Raw genomic sequence first — 16,285 nt, 5'->3', positions numbered from 1 at the left:
TCTCCTATCGCTCAGGGCTGTAGCGCCTGAGCATGGTGTGCAATATGCTCGCCAATGAAGCTGGCGATGAAGTAGTAGCTATGGTCATGACCCGGCCGCAGGTTAAGCTGCAACGGATGATGAGCAGCCTCACATGCTTCACTCAATAGCTCCGGGCGAAGCTGGTTCTCACGGAATTCATCATCGAGTCCCTGGTCAACCAACAAGGGTAGGCGTTCCTTCGCATTGCGGATCAGCTCGACAGTGTCGTACTGCTTCCATGTATCCGTATCGTTTCCCAGGTACGCCTCAAAGGCTTTTTTACCCCATGGGACTTGGGACGGTGCGACGATTGGGGAGAATGCCGAGACGCTTTGATAGCGCCCGGGATTTCGCAGCGCAATGACAAGCGCTCCGTGCCCACCCATGGAATGTCCACTGATACTTCGGGCTTCTGTAACCGGGAAATTGGCTTCGATCAGCGCCGGAAGCTCGTTGACGACGTAATCGTACATTCGATAGTGCGCGGACCAAGGTGCCTGTGTCGCATTGACATAGAATCCAGCTCCTTGCCCGAGATCATAGCCAGCGTCGTCGGCGACACCCTCGCCACGAGGACTCGTATCCGGGGCAACGATAGCAATTCCGTGCTGGGCGGCGTAGCGTTGCGCTGCAGCCTTTGTGATGAAGTTCTGCTCTGTACATGTGAGGCCGGAAAGCCAGTAGAGCGCCGGAACCTTTCCGTGCGCTGCCTGCGGAGGCAGGTACAGACCAAACTTCATCGTGCAGTTTAGTGTGTCGGACTTGTGCTGGTAGACTTCCTGCCAGCCGTCGAAGCTGGCATGTTTTTCGACGATTTCCATAGATTCCTCTCTTTACTTAGACAGATGGTGCAGCGATGGCCCCGTCCAGGCGAGCGAGCCTAGACCAGCCTTGCTTAATGTTTCGTGTCACTGTGTGCGTTCCTTATCCTTCGCACCGTCCACCAAATCGCGAATATCACCAAGGGCACTAGAACGGCAATGGCGAGTTCAGGCGCCACGATGTCATGTATGCCGGGTACACCTTTCAATAGGTAGGCAAGCAAACTCACGACGTAGTAGGAGATCGCGGCAACCGATAAACCTTCGACAGTCTGCTGAAGGCGTAATTGCAGCTTTGCGCGGTTGTTCATCGAAGCCAGCAAATCTCTATTCTGGCGTTCCAGTTCGACATCAATCCACGAGCGAAGTAGCGCAATAGATCGTGTCAGCTTGTCAGAAAGTTTGGCTTGACGCGCCTTCACGGAACGACACGTGCGCATCGCTGGTGCAATGCGGCGATGCAAAAAATCTCGCCAAGTGTAATAACCGGAAACCGCGTCTTCAGACAGCGAAGCAAGCCTTTCCTCGACAATCTCGTAATACGCGCGACTGGCGCCAAATCGATATAGGTTCGCCGCAGCACCGGCCTCAAGTTCTGCAGCTAGGTCTGCCAAATCTGAGAGGAGAACTTCATTGTTACGCCGCACACCGGATCGCATCATGTTGGTGATCTCGGCAAGTCTGTCCTCGATGCGCCGTAGTTCGGACGTGAGAGAACGTGTCAGCGGTAGTGCAAGCAATGCCAAGGTGCGGTAGTTATCGATTTCAATGAGAAGCTGAGCGAGCGCCCCCGCACTTGCTTGCGTCAATCCGCGATCGAGGATGAGGACATGAGTAAGACCATTTTCATCTTGCTTAAAGTCTGTGATGATTGCGGCGGCCCCATCCTCGACTATTGAATAGCACAAGCTGATTGGATCAAAACGCTCAACCTCCTTCTCCGTGTCTGTTGTCCAGGGAAGGAGATCTAGACGTACTCCAGAAATAATGGGCCCGGGTGGGGTAAAGCCGTGCTTGAACGGGTTTTCCCCCACTGGCATCATGGATTCCAGGGAGAGGGGTGCGCTCCAGAGATATGTTGAAAACTCTGTGTGTTTCTCACAATGTAGGTCCCCCTCATTCCAAGTAAGACCGTGAAGCGGGCTGTCGCCATCCTGCAGGGAGATGCCGAAACGATCCGAGAGCTCGGTCATCACAGCATGATCCCTGCTCAGGTCTCCCTCAGTCATGAAGGCGAATTGGAGAAGTGTTCTGGGCGCCTTGATAAGAAGATGCGGGCGAGCATGCACCTCGGCAACGGCTGCCGCCCGATCTTCATGAGCCGGCATGCCATATACGGTTGAGGACGATGTTCTGGCCGTATTGGCTGGAATTGGCTCATTCATAAAGACCTCACTTCTCCATTCATTTTCGCGAATCAGGCTTCGCGGTAAGTACCATTTTGTTTAGCCGCGTGAGTCGCCAGCGCATCCATTAGGGTCGGAGACAGGCAGTCATACGGTTCCAACTTAAGCTCGCGAAGACGGTTGCGAATCTGTGTCATGCTCGATGGCGGAGTGCCACCTTCGATGACCGATGAGACGAATGCTGCAAATCGAGGTTCAGACCAACCTTTCTGCGGCGATAGTTCCGTATGGACGAAGTCAAGTCCATAGAACGCGTGCTGCTTATTCTCGATGCGCCCAAACATATGGGTTCCGCATTCACGGCAAGCATGTCGCTGGATGGCGGCCTTCTCGTCAACGATGTACAGCTTTTCAGGGTGAGCCAGAACGTCGACCTTGTCGCGAGGGACGACCGCGATAAGTGCAAAAGTGGCACCCTTAGGTTTCCAGCACTTGGTACAACCGCAGGTGTGGTTGTGCAGTGTCTGGGCAGCGACTCCTACTTCTACTTTATCGCTGGAACAGAGGCATTGGAGTACGCCGCCGGCAAAGCCAGGTTGTTCGGGGGAAACACCGTTGTCCACCGACGGGTGGATAGAGATTGCGTGCACGATAGCTCTCCTTGGGCTAGGCAAGACTGCGCGGCGTAGCGCCGCGCAGTCAGACGGATCTCAATAGTGAATAACCGTGCGAATTGATTTGCCCTCGTGCATCAGGTCAAACGCCTTGTTGATATCGTCGAGGCCCATGGTGTGCGTGACGAAGGGGGCGAGATCGATTTCGCCTTTCATTGCATCCTCGACCATGCCCGGAAGCTGAGAGCGACCCTTGACGCCGCCGAATGCGGAACCCTTCCAGACGCGACCGGTGACCAACTGGAACGGTCGGGTGGAGATTTCCTTTCCGGCACCAGCGACGCCGATCACAATCGATTGGCCCCAACCACGATGAGCCGCTTCGAGTGCCGAGCGCATGACATTCACGTTGCCAATGCACTCGAAGGTGTGGTCGACACCCCAGCCGGTCATTTCGACGAGCACTTCTTGAATCGGCTTGTCAAAGTCACGCGGGTTCAAGCAATCGGTAGCACCGAACGTGCGAGCCAAGGGGAACTTGTCCGGATTGGTATCGATGGCGATGATGCGTCCAGCCTTAGCCTGCCGTGCACCTTGAAGTGCCGCGAGACCAATACCACCGAGACCAAAAATCGCCACTGAGTCACCGGGTTGCACTTTAGCGGTGTTATGAACCGCGCCGATGCCCGTGGTAACGCCGCAGCCGAGCAGACATACGTGCTCGGGATTGGCTTGGGGATTGATCTTCGCCAGCGAAACTTCTGCCACAACGGTGTATTCGCTGAACGTCGAACAACCCATGTAGTGGAACAGCGGTTGTCCGTTGTAAGAGAATCGAGTTGTGCCGTCTGGCATGAGTCCCTTGCCCTGCGTCGCACGCACCGCTACGCAAAGGTTTGTCTTTCCAGACTTGCAGAACAGACACTCACCGCACTCTGCCGTGTAGAGCGGGATGACGTGATCACCTGGTTTCACACTGGTGACGCCTTCGCCGACTTCAACGACTATCCCTGCGCCTTCATGACCAAGGACGGCCGGGAAAACACCTTCCGGATCGTCTCCGGACAGCGTAAATGCGTCGGTGTGGCAAACACCAGTGTGCGTGATCTTGACAAGAACTTCGCCCTTACGAGGCGGTTCGACGTCGATCTCGACAATCTCCAGCGGCTTTCCAGGCCCGAAGGCGACGGCTGCACGTGATTTCATGATTTCCATTCCTCAACAAAGTTAAATCTCCCTCGCCAACGCCACCTTGGCATCAGCTAGCGGAGATAGGACCGAACGATAGAGATAGCGTCCTCGATCGACTTTTTCTGCGAGTCAGTCGCGGTTGCAGTCTCGGGAAATTCTTCTCGCAGGTAGCTTTCCAGGACCGCCGCCATCAAACCGTTGACCGCACCACGGACTGCAGCGAGTTGCTGAAGGATCGCGGTACATTCCGCATCTTCTTCAAGCGCCTGCTCAAGAGCTAACGCTTGTCCCCTAATACGTCTAACGCGGGTAAGCGCTTGCTTCTTCTCCTTGGGACTGTATGGCATCTGAGTTCTTCCTATCGATTGTTGGCACTATACTATACTCCCCCATAGTATGAAAGGGGTGCGATAGAGAGAAAGTAGTACTCCCTAGTACGCAACTCACGATTCTACAAAAACTCCCTGGTGCATCGACGCAGCCCCGTACGATACGTACGTACGACTATGCGCTCCCCAATAGCGAAGAGCGCTTACAGCATTCCGCTGTACTAGCCACTTCCTTCTTTGGGCGGTGCCGGCTCAAACAGCAACTTGTGGTTGACATCTGGGGGCGCTCGTCACCAACCAACTTAACAGCGAAACTTTGAACCCAAAAAATGCTCCTTCGAGAGAGACGTCCTCGTGTCATGTCAAAGCCTCAGTACTTTGCTCCCTGGAAGGCAGGATGGAAGTCTGATAGGCACTTAGGAACTGATCGAAGCTGCCTGTGTCCTGCTCTTCCAGTCGTTTCTGTGCGAGGATCGACTCGTCTGCCATAGATTCAAAGGCACGTAGAGTCTCGATGGGAAGCTTCCGCTGACGAAAAGACTCAGCATGTTGCTGGCTCTGACGCAGAGCAAAGCGGTCAAAGCTCATGGAGCTTTCGCGCATGGTCGCCAATACCTGGGCCGACGGCGTAAGCGAAGGGTCATCGACCTTGTCGCATTGATCTTGTAGTGCCTGTCTATGCTTGTCGCCTCGCCGTGCATGATCCATTAGGTCTGCCACCGGCGCGATGCTCATAAGCAGCCGGTTGGACCAATCGCGCAAGGATATGGATCGTCCGCCGCGGCGTAGCCTTAATCTCTGGTCGCGACCTTCCTTGGCCACTGCCAGATGGTTCTCGTCGCATTCAGCGCGCTCTTCCTCAGTCATGGGAGGGCTTTCGCTCAGCGCGCAGAACAGGAGGAATGCGTCGAGAAAACGCGCCTGGGGCAAGTCGATACCCAAAGGAAAAAGCGGATTGATGTCTAGAGCGCGCACTTCGACGTATTGAACTCCTCGCGCGATTAGAGCCTCGATGGGTCTCTCTCCAGCGCGGGCTACGCATTTGGGTCGGATGCTCGAGTAGTACTCGTTCTCTATTTGGAGGATGTTGGTGTTGAGTTGCACCCACTCCTCGCCGTGATGAGTGCCAATCTCTTCGTACCGCCGATATGGGGTGCCTACGGCTCTACGCAGAGTATCGGCGTAGCTCGTCAGACTGTTGTGGCAAGACATTATTCCCGCCTGCGCATTGCTCTGGTAGCCCAGATCGCTCATGCGGAGGCTGGTGGCGGAGGGAAGGTAGAGAGTTTCGGTGTCGAACTGCTCAAGCTGATGCGGACGGCCGCGAAGAAAGTTTGCGTTCAATGCCGGAGAGGCGCCGAACAGATACAAGAGCAACCACCCGTAACGACGAAAGTTTCGAATCAACCCCATATAGGTTGACGATTGAAGCTCGCGCTCGCCGTCCTCGATGCTCTCTGACTTACGCCACAGCGACCAAATTTCCTGCGGTAGGGAAAAGTTGTAGTGGATGCCAGCGATGCACTGCATGGAGCGGCCGTAGCGTAGGGCAAGACCTCTACGATAGACATGCTTGAGCCTGCCGACGTGCGAGGATCCATACTCGGCTATGGGAATCTCCTCTTCAGACGGAAGCATGCAAGGCATCGATGCGCTCCAAAGGAGTTCGTCGCCAAGACTTGTATAGGCGAAACGATGAAGGGCATCAAGGCTTTCGAGCGTATCCGCGGGGTCCGTCAACGCGGGGGTAATGAACTCAAGCAGCGATTCGGAATAGTCGGTGGTGATCTGTTTGTGAGTAAGAGCCGCACCCAATGCTCGCGGATGCGGAGTATGGGCCAAGCTTCCAAGCGTGGTAACGCGCAGGCTCTCGCGTTCGATGCCTCGCAAACATTGGTTCAATAGGGGAAGGTGGCCGGCGAGTAGGCTTAGGCGGCGGCCCAGGAGTTCTTCACTCATGAACAATCCCTCCCACGAGTGCTACGACGATGACCCCGAGCACTAGCCACACCATCTGTGTAGTCGTTTCCTTGGATGTCCTGCGTTGACGCAACTGAGGAATCAAATTGGAAAGCGCCACATAAATAAAGCTACTGCCTGCAACAGTGACAAAAAACGGGTGCCAGTTCTGAAGTTGGTCGACCAGAACGTAACCGGCAACGCCTCCCAGGGTTGTCATCGCGCCGGCCGTGAATACCTTCAGCAACGCTGACCTAGGATGTCTTCCCTGGCGCAAAACGACCAGATCGCCCATATGATGCGGCACCTCGTGTGCGAAGACGGAAAGTGCGGCCATGATGCCTAGTCGAATGTCCACAGCCAGGGTTGATGCAATCAAAACGCCATCCCCAAAGCCGTGAACACTGTCGCCAATCAGTAGTGACCAACCGGACCTCTGATGAAGGTGAGGATAGGAGTGGCTTTGTTCGTCATGGCAGAGCTCGACTTTGCTCAGTAGGAAGAAGAACACTAGACCAACCAGCAATGTGGCGAACAGCCCTTGCGGACTCGCCTTGCTTTCAAACGCCTCGGGCAGCAAGTGTGTAAATGCTGTCGACAGTAGCGCACCAGTTGCCAGGCTGAGCAATCGCTGTTGCGCTTGGCTGTCGTTTTGGTCGCCTGCGCTGGTGCTTACTATCAAAAAGTTCGCCACCCAGACGCTACCGATTCCCGCGGCCAGAGTGGAGAGGAGGATGATGGTTAAAGGCATAGCTCTTGAGCAAAACATCCGAGGACAGATAGCCGCATGCTCGGGTCGAGCGACGCATCGCAACAGGCGGGATGGAACTGGCGATCGACGTAGCTTTCAAGCGTGCGGTTCAGCCATGCTTTGATACTATAGGGGAGTATAGTAAAAGTAAAGGTAAAGGATGTAGTGCGGATGCTGGACAGCAGGGCAACCGGTTGAATGCTGACCCTTGTTCGACTCCGAGGAGTCGCTTTTGGGCTGCCTCGCCTCCTGCGTAGTTCTGTTAGCGCGCCCATCGTGCGATCTGTTCTGGACCTGGACTTAGACGACAAGAAACGTAGGGGGCGATAGGCCGTCCCATCGGGATGGGTGTTGGCCACATGGACTCCTCGTTTGCCTGCACAAATCACTGCCAGTTCTCGCGATGTGATTTGCGAACTACATGAGTGAAGCCGATCATGCTTTGGGGTTGTCTCGCAAGACTAGTCCACGATTCTGTTGGACGCGAGAGCGCAAACACAAAACTAACCAGATGAGACTCAAGCTTTCCATGAAAATCGCTCTTTCTACCTAGGAGGTCAAACTGGAAAATTCTATGAATCGATAGTTTTTTTCTTTGAGAGATTTCCTATTTGTCTGCTTGATTTGAATCTGCTATCTTCGGACGGAGGCCACGATGAACGGCTAGAAGCGACTGGATTGAACTGGCCAACTCTGGCGCATGAATCATTTCAAGCAGCGCGTTCGAGGTGGTCGATTCAAATCCACGTTTCGTTGCGACGAAGCCGACGCTCGCTTGCGAACCTGGACCTGTGACCGCAAGGGCCTGAAGGTGTGAAATCTGTTTGAGGCGGGAGGCCAGAGATTGCGGCAGAACCGACGAATATTTTCCTGATGCGAGATGCGCCACGAGGACATCCAATGAATCCGTGTAGATGGCGCGCTCGCACTGTGAAAGCTGTGTTTGAGCAATTCTGGGAATTGCTGAATTTAACAGACACAACGGAAATTTAGCGATTTCGTCCCACGTGATATTTCTCGGTTGCGGATCATCGCCGGCCTGAAACACAAACATTCGTTCACGATAAAGAAGATGGGTGTCAAAGTCCTCATCGCTAAGGTCTTCAAAATAGGCGAGCGCTATATCAAGCCTTCGCTCCCGAAGGCCCGTAAATAGGGTTGGGGCGTCATCAGTAACAATCGATTGTTCTAGTAGAGGCATCTTTTCAGCAAGCGCGACGCTTATCAGCGGAGCAACCGCTGACATCCCAGGAAGCAAGCCAAGACGGTACGGGCCCTCTAAACCGTGCTGAAGCGTCGATAGCTCTCGCTTGAGACTTTTGCAGTCTTCTTCCATCTGTTGTGCCAACTCCAGCACCAGGATTCCTTCCTTCGTGAGTCCGTCATAACGCTTGCCGTGGCGCACAATCTGGGCGTCCAGATCTTTCTCCAACTGCTTGATGCCCGCCGAGAGGGTGGGTTGAGAGACGTTGCAGCTCTTGGCGGCTCTGCCGAAGTGGCCCTCGCGGTTGAGCGCAATCAGATACTCAAAGTTTCTTACGATCATTTGTTCCCCTTCTTTCGGCCTAAGCGAGCGTCGTTACACAAACATAGTTCAACTTGACGGACGATCTCGGCCAATCTTGGGGCTGCCGGCACTTGGTGTGCAGGCAAATGCGTTGACCATGTAGTCGCGGCTAGCGATTCGAACCCGGCCCGACGCGTGACATACGAGGGAAGGTTGGGCCGCCGGCGAGGTGTGGCGGGCGATCTGGGCGGACATCCTGCTGCGCAGCTGAGACTGGAATGCGGCCACGGATATGCTGGGGCGCTGCGGTCCCCCGCAGATGGCGATATCTCTTTTCCGCAGGGGCGGAGCCAGCAGAGCGGCCGATGACTCCCCGGCTTATAGATGCTGCAACGCGAGATCCGAGCGACAAGCTTGTTACTTGTCGGCAATGTCCAGGGCATCCTGCTGCGAACCGGCGACGGGGATGAGGTCTTTTGGGGGCTACGGCAACTCGTTGAGAGAGTGCATATCCTGCGATCGTGGAGATCCGTGGGAAGTGAGCATAGACGCTAACGTCGATCCACAGACTGCTAGTCGCTATCGAAGAGGTGGGTTGGAAGGCTAAATCTACAGAGACTTTTCGAGCGCGTACATCGGGGAGTCGTTAGTACTTTTAGCGCTCAAGTCTCGCTGACCCATCGACGTGAATGCGTGAGTAGTGATGACGCCTGCATACTCCGATCTGTAACGTTGGGGTTCAAGAAGAACTGTATCTGCAAGCCTTGACATTCCTCTTCTACTATCACAGCCATGGTTCAGAGACGTCCTCTACCGACATACTTGACAGGGCGCGTTGACCATTCCGTATATCTTCATCGACTTATATAGGAAGTTCATCATGCAACGCCGTACCTTGGCAACCGCCCTGCAAGCCTTGATCCTCTCAACCAGCGCGCTGGCAGCACTGCACGCAGAAACCGTTGATGCCCGTACCGTCACCGAGCCGCGAAGCGTCTATTCCGATGGGGCTCGTAGCGTCCAAGAAAAGCGAAGCGTCTATACTGATGGCGCGCGTTGCGTAGTGGACCGCCGAAGTGTGAATAGCGATGGCGCCTGTGATGTCCGCGGCGAGCGCAGTATCTTCACCGATGGGTCGGCTGGCAGCCGTGCATTCACGACTGCCGGCATGGACCGCACGGGCGTATCTGCCCCGCCGGGTGGCGCAGCTTGACGTTCGGTCTTCAGCAGATAAATCATGATCGCAGAATACCCGGCTGGCAGGTCGCTGGCCGGGTGCCCTCAAGCGGATTCTCGGCGCAATAGGCACTGCGTCGCAGTCAACGTCCGCTGTCTAGCGCGGCCGCACACCCCATACACCAATGATGCTGACGCCTGATCGTCAGCATTCGCACTCCCCAACGTCCAAAGCGACTCCTCGCGCTGGAACGATCTTCGTACGGCGTTGTGCTCGTCAGAGTGAGCGACGTCGCGAGACTGATCATCCATACGGCCCAGCGTTTCGCAAATCCCGAGCACCTGGTCATGCAGGCTGCGTCTGCCGCTTCCCCGCGATGTAGCTATCTTCCACGCGGAGCATTCTGACTAAGGCAGTGGGGATTGCCCGGCGGCAACTAGGCCAATCAAGTCCTCGAAAAAACCACGTCAAGCTACTCAGACTGAAACGCGCGAAGCGCTTCTTTCAAGAAATCTCGCCTAGCGCAGGGCCATCACAGCGCACTGTGCGCGAACAGGGGCGTCGCGCCTCCGATTTCGTCGCGTGTACAACGTTACTCGAGCACGCGAACTTGACGCTGAGAGAGGGCGACTCCCACGAACATGTCCGAGTTCAATCCGCATTCAACCAATTCGATGATTCAATTCGCAGTCAGATATGGCTGAACATGTGATGAATTGGATCTAACGTCTGACGTAGATAGACTTAATCTATCAAAGCATAGATTTTTCCAGTTTGACCCCTCGATCGCTTGGTCCGATCCTTCTACGACCGCAAAAGGGGACGCGGTAAGCAAGAGCAGAACTCGTTCTTCATGACAGTGACAATCTCGTCTCCCGTTTCGCTCAGAAAAGGGAAGCATTAACGCACTAGAGGTGACGACATGACTCCTACTGGCAACCGAATTGTGACTTTTGAAAAACCCATGGAAATGAAGGTTAACACCTTCAAATTTCCAGAGCTCGTAACACCCCAGGGTAAGAGTGCTCCGCACGGTGCTATTCTAAAAATAGTTACAACGAACATCTGCGGAAGCGACCTTCATATTTACCGTGGCTCATTTGCTGTCCCGAAGGGAATGACTATGGGACACGAAATGACTGGCGAAGTGATCGATATCGGGACAGACGTAGAGGTCATAAGGAAGGGGGATATCGTTTCCGTCCCTTTTAATGTGGGTTGCGGTCGTTGCTATAACTGCAAGCATATGCGTTCGGATGTTTGTGAGAACACAAATCCCGAAATCGACTGTGGGGCTTATGGGTTCAATCTTGGCGGTTGGGCTGGTGGACAAGGCGACTATCTCTTCGTCCCTTATGCCGATTTCAATCTCCTGCGCTTCCCTGACAAAAGCGCAGCAATGGCTAAGATCCGCGATCTGACGCTTCTTTCGGACGTCTTGCCAACGGCATTCCATGGCTTTGCTGGTCCCGATTGGCCTGCGGCGCCGGCTTACGTTGTCGGGGAAAACATTCTGATCTTCGGAGCCGGGCCAGTTGGTCGGGCTGGTGCTGCTTGTGCGAAGCTTCTTGGTGCTGGCGCTATTATTGTTGCTGATTATATTCAGGAGAGATTGGATCTTCTTAAGCCGCATGGCATCGAGACGATAAATCTCGCCGACCGTGTACCGATCGAGGATCATCTCGAACGGATTACCGGCCATCGGGAGGTCGATCGCGTAATCGACTACGTTGGAGTGGACTGTCGCGGCTTCGGTGAAGATTCCGACAAAATCGTGGAGAGTGCAGTTACAAACGCGATGTTGAAATATGTTCGCTTCGGCGGAATGACGAGTACTGTGGGAGTGTATTGCGCGAATCCGATTTCCAAGGATCCAAAAGCCAAGAAAGGACATATGGATTTGGAATGGTCAAATGCCTGGATCAAATCACCTCGAATGTCAGCTGGCCAATCACCCACAGCAAATTACAATCATGCATTGATGCGGGCGATATTGAATGACCGTATGCCATACCTGACGCCCATGATGAACATAAAGTTCATTAAGCTGGAAGATGCTCCTAAGGCATACAAGGAATTCGATGCCGGATCTGCATATAAATACGTTATCGATCCACACGGTTCAGTCAAACATTGAATCATTCTCGTGAGCGGAGGATCAGAATGTCTCGGACACCAATAGTGAGGGGCATTCTGGTTTTGCGGATTGCATGTTCTCATGCAAGTTGGAATATGAGTCGTCCAGCCTTATCGAGCCGAAAATCGCTAACACGTCGCTAGACGTAGAAATATGCAAGTTCTCCGTGAACTAGTATAAGAATCGATAAGCTGCATGAAATCACGGGGAAACACTCAGCGATGCTGACCAGGCGGAGATGCTCGGTCGACTTGAGAGAGAAACTAGGCTGATCGTAACGAGATTGGGCTATCACGGCCCATAGAAAATAACACGATTGCAAACGTTCGGTGTCGCCATCGCGTGATGAGGCCACTATATTGAAGACTATGCCCACCTAAGGCATGGCTGAAGGGCCCGAATGTGCACGTCAGCCGGCGGCTGATTCGAGTGTCTTTATAGACGCCCGGAGCGGTGCTACTTGAAATCGGAAAATATGGAGGATCTCTAATGTCAAGTGGTATTTTTATCCTGCATTCGGGCTATACGCCGGCGGGGGACCAACCAGAGGCGGTAGCTCGCCTGATATCTGGCATAGAAGAAGGGGCAACGCATCAGACGCTCAAAGGAATTACTGGGTCAGGTAAGACATTTACCATGGCAAATGTGATCCATAGACTAAAGCGTCCTACTTTGATTCTCGCCCCAAATAAGACATTGACGGCACAGCTTTACGGTGAGATGAAGCATTTTTTTCCCGAGAATGCTGTCGAGTACTTTGTGTCCTATTATGATTATTTTCAGCCAGAAGTTTATATGCCGGGAAGTGATCGATTTATCCAAAAGGATTCTTCGATCAATGATCATCTTGAACGGTTGAGGCTATCTACAACTAAATCGTTGATTGAGCGCCGCGATGTGATTGTTGTTGCTTCGGTATCCTCAATCTACGGTTTGGGTGATCCAGATGGATACCGAGCACTTCAAATTTCTCTATCTGGTGGGATTCAGATTAATCAAAGAGAGATCATTCGTCGCTTGGTGCTATTGCAATATGATCGCTCTGAGCGCGCACTTAAACGCGCAACGTTTCGGGTGCAGGGTGACGTGATTGATATCTTTCCTGCTGATTCGGAGGCTAGAGCGGTTCGGGTGACGATACTTGATGACCAAGTTGAATCTCTTAATTGGATAGATCCCGTAAGCGGGAAGAATATTGGTGTAATAGATAGTTATCTGGTTTCACCGAAAACACTTTTTGCGACGCCGAAGAACAAAATTGATCTCGCGACTAAGCAAATACTTGCTGAAATGGAAGAGCGCGTTAGCGAGCTAAACGGCTCTGGTCGAATTGTTGAGGCAAACAGATTGTATGAGCGGATTACAAATGATGTGGAGATGATGAGGGAGCAGGGATATTGCTCAGGGATGGAGAACTATTCTTGCTATTTGAACGGCCGGGATTCAGACTTGCCGCCGACCACTCTTCTGGATTACCTGCCAAAAGATGGACTTCTGTTTGTTGACGAATCTCACGTGATGGTGCCTCAGATTTCTGCAATGTTCCGAGGGGATCAGAGTCGAAAAGAGACATTGATAGATTACGGATTCCGTTTGCCTTCTTCGAAGAGCAACCGACCGTTGAGCTTTCACGAGTTTGAAAATGTAAAACCTCAAACTATATTTGTTTCTGCAACTCCTGGTGAGTATGAATTAAAAATATCAAAAGGCAGGATCGTCGATCAAATCATTCGACCGACGGGACTGCTTGATCCTGAGGTTGAAGTTAGAAAGGCAGAAGGGTGCATAAGTGATCTGCTCATCGAAATATCGAAGCGTGTTAAGGGCAACCAGCGTGTTCTGGTGACCACTCTTACAAAGGTTAGTGCAGAGGACCTTCACGATTTCCTGGCCGATAAAGGAGTTCGAGTGCGATACATGCATTCGGATATAAAAGCGGAAGATCGAGTTGAAATCATCAATGGCCTTCGTGCAGGTGAGTTTGATGTTTTGATTGGTATCAGCCTTTTGAGGGAGGGGCTCGATATTCCAGAGGCTTCCTTGGTCGCCATCCTCGACGCCGATCGCTCAGGTTTCCTGCGTTCGGCTCCTGCACTCATTCAGATGATTGGTCGAGTCGCTCGAAACGAAAATGGAAAAGCGATCTTGTATGCGGATGTAGTAACTCCCGCTATGGAGCAAGCGATTGACGAGACCCGGATGCGCAGGGAACGTCAAATTGAATTTAATGAAGAGAATGGAATTTTGCCAATTTCATCCGTAAGAAAGACCGCGTCCGAACAAATGCAACCGTCAATGCCAACTTTTCACTCCGCAGCATTCTGTGAGAATTTATCGGAGCTGTGCGAGCAGATTACGTCGAAGGAGCAAAAGCTCATCGAGTTTTCTGACGATGGTGACGAGGTGCGCGTAGAAAAGATTCGTCGTGAGTTGAATGGTCTATACCAGCAGTTTATCTATATGTAGTCCAAAGGCGATCTTGATGGAAATCGGAGGAGCATACCTAATATTAAAAGTAGACGAGCAGGAGAGGTGTGAGTGAAACTGTACGAGATGCTTGCTGGTCAGATTGAGAGCATGGTCCAGCAAGGGGTGCTTCTGCCCGGCGAGCGCATTCCTTCAGTACGTCAGACAAGTCAGCATCATCGCCTAAGTTTGACGACCGTAATGCGGGCTTTTGCCCAGCTCGAGAGTCGGGGTGTCATCGAAAGCCGGCCGCAGTCGGGTTACTTTGTGCGTAAGCGCTCGGGAGAGCCGGTTGTGGAGCTTCGTGCCTCGAGGCCAAGCGAGCACCCGTCTCCGGTAGACGTGAGTGCTCTAGTGCTTTCCACTCTCCGGTCGATCCGCTCTGACGAAGCGATAGCGCTGGGCTCGCCGTATCCTGATTCATCACTGTTTCCCTGGCAGCGAATCACCCAGTACTCGAACAACATCGCGAGGCGATATACGAAGTGGAACGTGCTCGATGACCTGCCACCTGGCAGCCCACAACTGATCCGACAGATCTCTCGTCGCTATCTTGAAAATGGCTACGCCATTGACCCCAACGAGATGATCATCACCATTGGTGCAACCGAAGCGATTAACCTGTGTCTGCAGGCGGTGGCCAAGCCGGGTGATGCAATCGCGGTCGAGTCGCCCACCTACTACGCTATGCTCCATGCCATCGAAAGGCTGGGCATGCGCGCGGTGGAAGTTGCGACCAATCCCACTGAGGGTATCGACTTGGATGCGTTGGCAAAGCTGATTGACGAGAAGCAGATCGTTGCCTGCATGGTGATGCCGAACTTCCAGAATCCGCTGGGTTTTCAGATGTCGGACGAAAAGAAGCGGAAGCTTGTCGAACTACTTACCGAGAAGGACATTCCAGCCATTGAGAATGACGTTTACGGCGAACTTTACTATGAGGGAGGTCATCCCAGTTCCTTGAAGACTTATGACAAGGCCGGAATCATTCTGCATTGCTCCTCATTTTCGAAGACCCTCACCAATGCATCGCGCATTGGCTGGACGCTTGCAGGCCGCTACCACGATCGCGTGGAAAGGCTGAAATTCCTGAACACCTTGACCACGCCGTCGCTGCCGCAACTTGCAATCGCTGAATTTCTGAAAAACGATGGATACGATTACCACCTAAGACGCGTCCGCAAGGCCTATGCTCAGCAGGCGAAGATCATGACCGCCAGCGTTCAGCGGTTCTTCCCGGAAGGCACCACTACCTCACGGCCTGCGGGTGGCTACGCGCTCTGGGTACAGATGCCGGAGGGTGTCGACGCCATGGAGCTGTACCATGCTGCGCTCGAATCGCGAATCACCGTCGCACCAGGCCACATGTTCGCGCCGGGATTCACTTACAGTCACTGCATCCGGCTTAACTACAGTTGGGAGTGGTCGCCGGAACTCGACGCTGCAGTGCAGACGTTAGGACGTCTAGCGTCGAATCTGTATGAACTGGGCCGGTAGCCCGCTCGCAGCGGCACCGTCCCTTCGATAGTGCCGCTGTGAGCGAAGTTCTTCATTTTCATCCTTACAATGACGCTGCGCCTCGTCAGATAGATTGAGGCACAGAGGAGCGAACGGTGCCACGCCAAGTAGCTAAACCAGCGACGAAACATGGTTCGCGTTTGACAGTACGGTGATGAGGCGCCTTCTCACTGGATATATGAGCGCCAACCTCTTGAGCTGGCGTGTTCTTGAGACACCGCTAGTATCGGAGCGTATTCATAGTGATGTCCTTAGCGGTTGTTCTCAATCACTTCGCCTTTGAAATGCCAATCAGGCGAACAGCTTCATCGCCTTGCCCAAGGTCGACCAAATGCCTGCGCCTAGTGGAATGAGCGCGTAGGCCCAGAAGGTGATGAGCATAATTAGCTTGGTGACTCTCCGCTCGTTTTGCATATTGGGTTCCTCTCGGTGACAACAGGCTGGAAAT

The 16,285-nt window shown here is 53.3% G+C and carries 13 protein-coding genes; 4 read left to right on the top strand and 9 right to left on the bottom strand.

From position 1 onward, the window contains the following. Positions 1 to 11 precede the first annotated feature (11 nt). The 8 genes from fghA to ACO550_RS04785 form a co-directional block, all read right to left on the bottom strand. A complete protein-coding gene (gene fghA / locus ACO550_RS04820) occupies positions 12 to 842 on the bottom strand; it encodes an S-formylglutathione hydrolase (protein WP_315591788.1) in 831 nt (276 codons plus the stop codon). A 74-nt stretch (positions 843 to 916) separates the two neighbouring features. Beyond that, complete coding sequence (locus tag ACO550_RS04815) at positions 917 to 2,227, bottom strand: DUF3422 family protein (protein ID WP_315591787.1); 1,311 nt, start codon at positions 2,225 to 2,227, stop codon at positions 917 to 919. Between the two features lie 32 nt (positions 2,228 to 2,259). After that, positions 2,260 to 2,838: an S-(hydroxymethyl)glutathione synthase gene (gene gfa / locus ACO550_RS04810; protein ID WP_315591786.1), complete on the bottom strand. Its 579-nt coding sequence runs from the start codon at positions 2,836 to 2,838 to the stop codon at positions 2,260 to 2,262. Between the two features lie 60 nt (positions 2,839 to 2,898). Continuing rightward, positions 2,899 to 4,008 carry an S-(hydroxymethyl)glutathione dehydrogenase/class III alcohol dehydrogenase gene (locus tag ACO550_RS04805; RefSeq protein ID WP_315591785.1) on the bottom strand — a complete coding sequence of 370 codons (1,110 nt, stop codon included), beginning with the start codon at positions 4,006 to 4,008 and terminating at the stop codon, positions 2,899 to 2,901. Positions 4,009 to 4,064: 56 nt separating this feature from the next. Continuing rightward, the gene (gene frmR, locus ACO550_RS04800; RefSeq protein ID WP_315591784.1) at positions 4,065 to 4,340 is read right to left on the bottom strand and encodes a formaldehyde-responsive transcriptional repressor FrmR; all 276 of its coding nucleotides are present in this window, start codon (positions 4,338 to 4,340) and stop codon (positions 4,065 to 4,067) included. Positions 4,341 to 4,679: 339 nt separating this feature from the next. Further along, a complete protein-coding gene (gshA, locus tag ACO550_RS04795; RefSeq protein ID WP_315591783.1) occupies positions 4,680 to 6,281 on the bottom strand; it encodes a glutamate--cysteine ligase in 1,602 nt (533 codons plus the stop codon). Next, complete coding sequence (locus tag ACO550_RS04790) at positions 6,274 to 7,032, bottom strand: ZIP family metal transporter (RefSeq protein ID WP_315591782.1); 759 nt, start codon at positions 7,030 to 7,032, stop codon at positions 6,274 to 6,276. Before ACO550_RS04790 ends, gshA begins: the two co-directional genes overlap by 8 nt. 607 nt (positions 7,033 to 7,639) lie before the next feature. Beyond that, complete coding sequence (locus ACO550_RS04785; RefSeq protein ID WP_315591781.1) at positions 7,640 to 8,578, bottom strand: LysR substrate-binding domain-containing protein; 939 nt, start codon at positions 8,576 to 8,578, stop codon at positions 7,640 to 7,642. An 841-nt stretch (positions 8,579 to 9,419) separates the two neighbouring features. On the opposite strand from ACO550_RS04785, the gene ACO550_RS04780 reads away from it, so the two are divergent. The 4 genes from ACO550_RS04780 (at position 9,420) to ACO550_RS04765 (ending at position 15,816) form a co-directional block, all read left to right on the top strand. Further along, a complete protein-coding gene (locus tag ACO550_RS04780; RefSeq protein WP_315591780.1) occupies positions 9,420 to 9,752 on the top strand; it encodes a hydroxyquinol 1,2-dioxygenase in 333 nt (110 codons plus the stop codon). Positions 9,753 to 10,638: 886 nt separating this feature from the next. Next, positions 10,639 to 11,853 carry an alcohol dehydrogenase catalytic domain-containing protein gene (locus tag ACO550_RS04775; protein WP_315591779.1) on the top strand — a complete coding sequence of 405 codons (1,215 nt, stop codon included), beginning with the start codon at positions 10,639 to 10,641 and terminating at the stop codon, positions 11,851 to 11,853. Between the two features lie 489 nt (positions 11,854 to 12,342). Next, complete coding sequence (gene uvrB, locus ACO550_RS04770; protein ID WP_315591778.1) at positions 12,343 to 14,319, top strand: excinuclease ABC subunit UvrB; 1,977 nt, start codon at positions 12,343 to 12,345, stop codon at positions 14,317 to 14,319. Positions 14,320 to 14,391: 72 nt separating this feature from the next. Next, positions 14,392 to 15,816 (top strand): aminotransferase class I/II-fold pyridoxal phosphate-dependent enzyme, encoded by a 1,425-nt coding sequence (locus ACO550_RS04765; protein ID WP_315591777.1) that lies wholly within the window; start codon positions 14,392 to 14,394, stop codon positions 15,814 to 15,816. Between the two features lie 312 nt (positions 15,817 to 16,128). Here the strand turns inward: ACO550_RS04765 and ACO550_RS04760 are convergent, their stop codons facing one another. Beyond that, entirely contained in the window at positions 16,129 to 16,218 is a 90-nt protein-coding gene (locus ACO550_RS04760; protein WP_485994423.1) for an MFS transporter small subunit, read from the bottom strand. Positions 16,219 to 16,285 lie beyond the last annotated feature (67 nt).

This window comes from Cupriavidus sp. (genome assembly GCF_057315035.1).
This window is presented reverse-complemented; position numbering and strand designations above follow the sequence as displayed.

Bases quoted from the DNA above. Each gene is read 5' to 3' on its own strand.
- fghA (WP_315591788.1), bottom strand. From the start codon at position 842: ATGGAAATCGTCGAAAAACATGCCAGCTTCGACGGCTGGCAGGAAGTC.
- ACO550_RS04815 (WP_315591787.1), bottom strand. From the start codon at position 2,227: ATGAATGAGCCAATTCCAGCCAATACGGCCAGAACATCGTCCTCAACC.
- ACO550_RS04805 (WP_315591785.1), bottom strand. From the start codon at position 4,008: ATGAAATCACGTGCAGCCGTCGCCTTCGGGCCTGGAAAGCCGCTGGAG.
- frmR (WP_315591784.1), bottom strand. From the start codon at position 4,340: ATGCCATACAGTCCCAAGGAGAAGAAGCAAGCGCTTACCCGCGTTAGA.
- gshA (WP_315591783.1), bottom strand. From the start codon at position 6,281: ATGAGTGAAGAACTCCTGGGCCGCCGCCTAAGCCTACTCGCCGGCCAC.
- ACO550_RS04790 (WP_315591782.1), bottom strand. From the start codon at position 7,032: ATGCCTTTAACCATCATCCTCCTCTCCACTCTGGCCGCGGGAATCGGT.
- ACO550_RS04785 (WP_315591781.1), bottom strand. From the start codon at position 8,578: ATGATCGTAAGAAACTTTGAGTATCTGATTGCGCTCAACCGCGAGGGC.
- ACO550_RS04780 (WP_315591780.1), top strand. From the start codon at position 9,420: ATGCAACGCCGTACCTTGGCAACCGCCCTGCAAGCCTTGATCCTCTCA.
- ACO550_RS04775 (WP_315591779.1), top strand. From the start codon at position 10,639: ATGACTCCTACTGGCAACCGAATTGTGACTTTTGAAAAACCCATGGAA.
- uvrB (WP_315591778.1), top strand. From the start codon at position 12,343: ATGTCAAGTGGTATTTTTATCCTGCATTCGGGCTATACGCCGGCGGGG.
- ACO550_RS04760 (WP_485994423.1), bottom strand. From the start codon at position 16,218: ATGCTCATCACCTTCTGGGCCTACGCGCTCATTCCACTAGGCGCAGGC.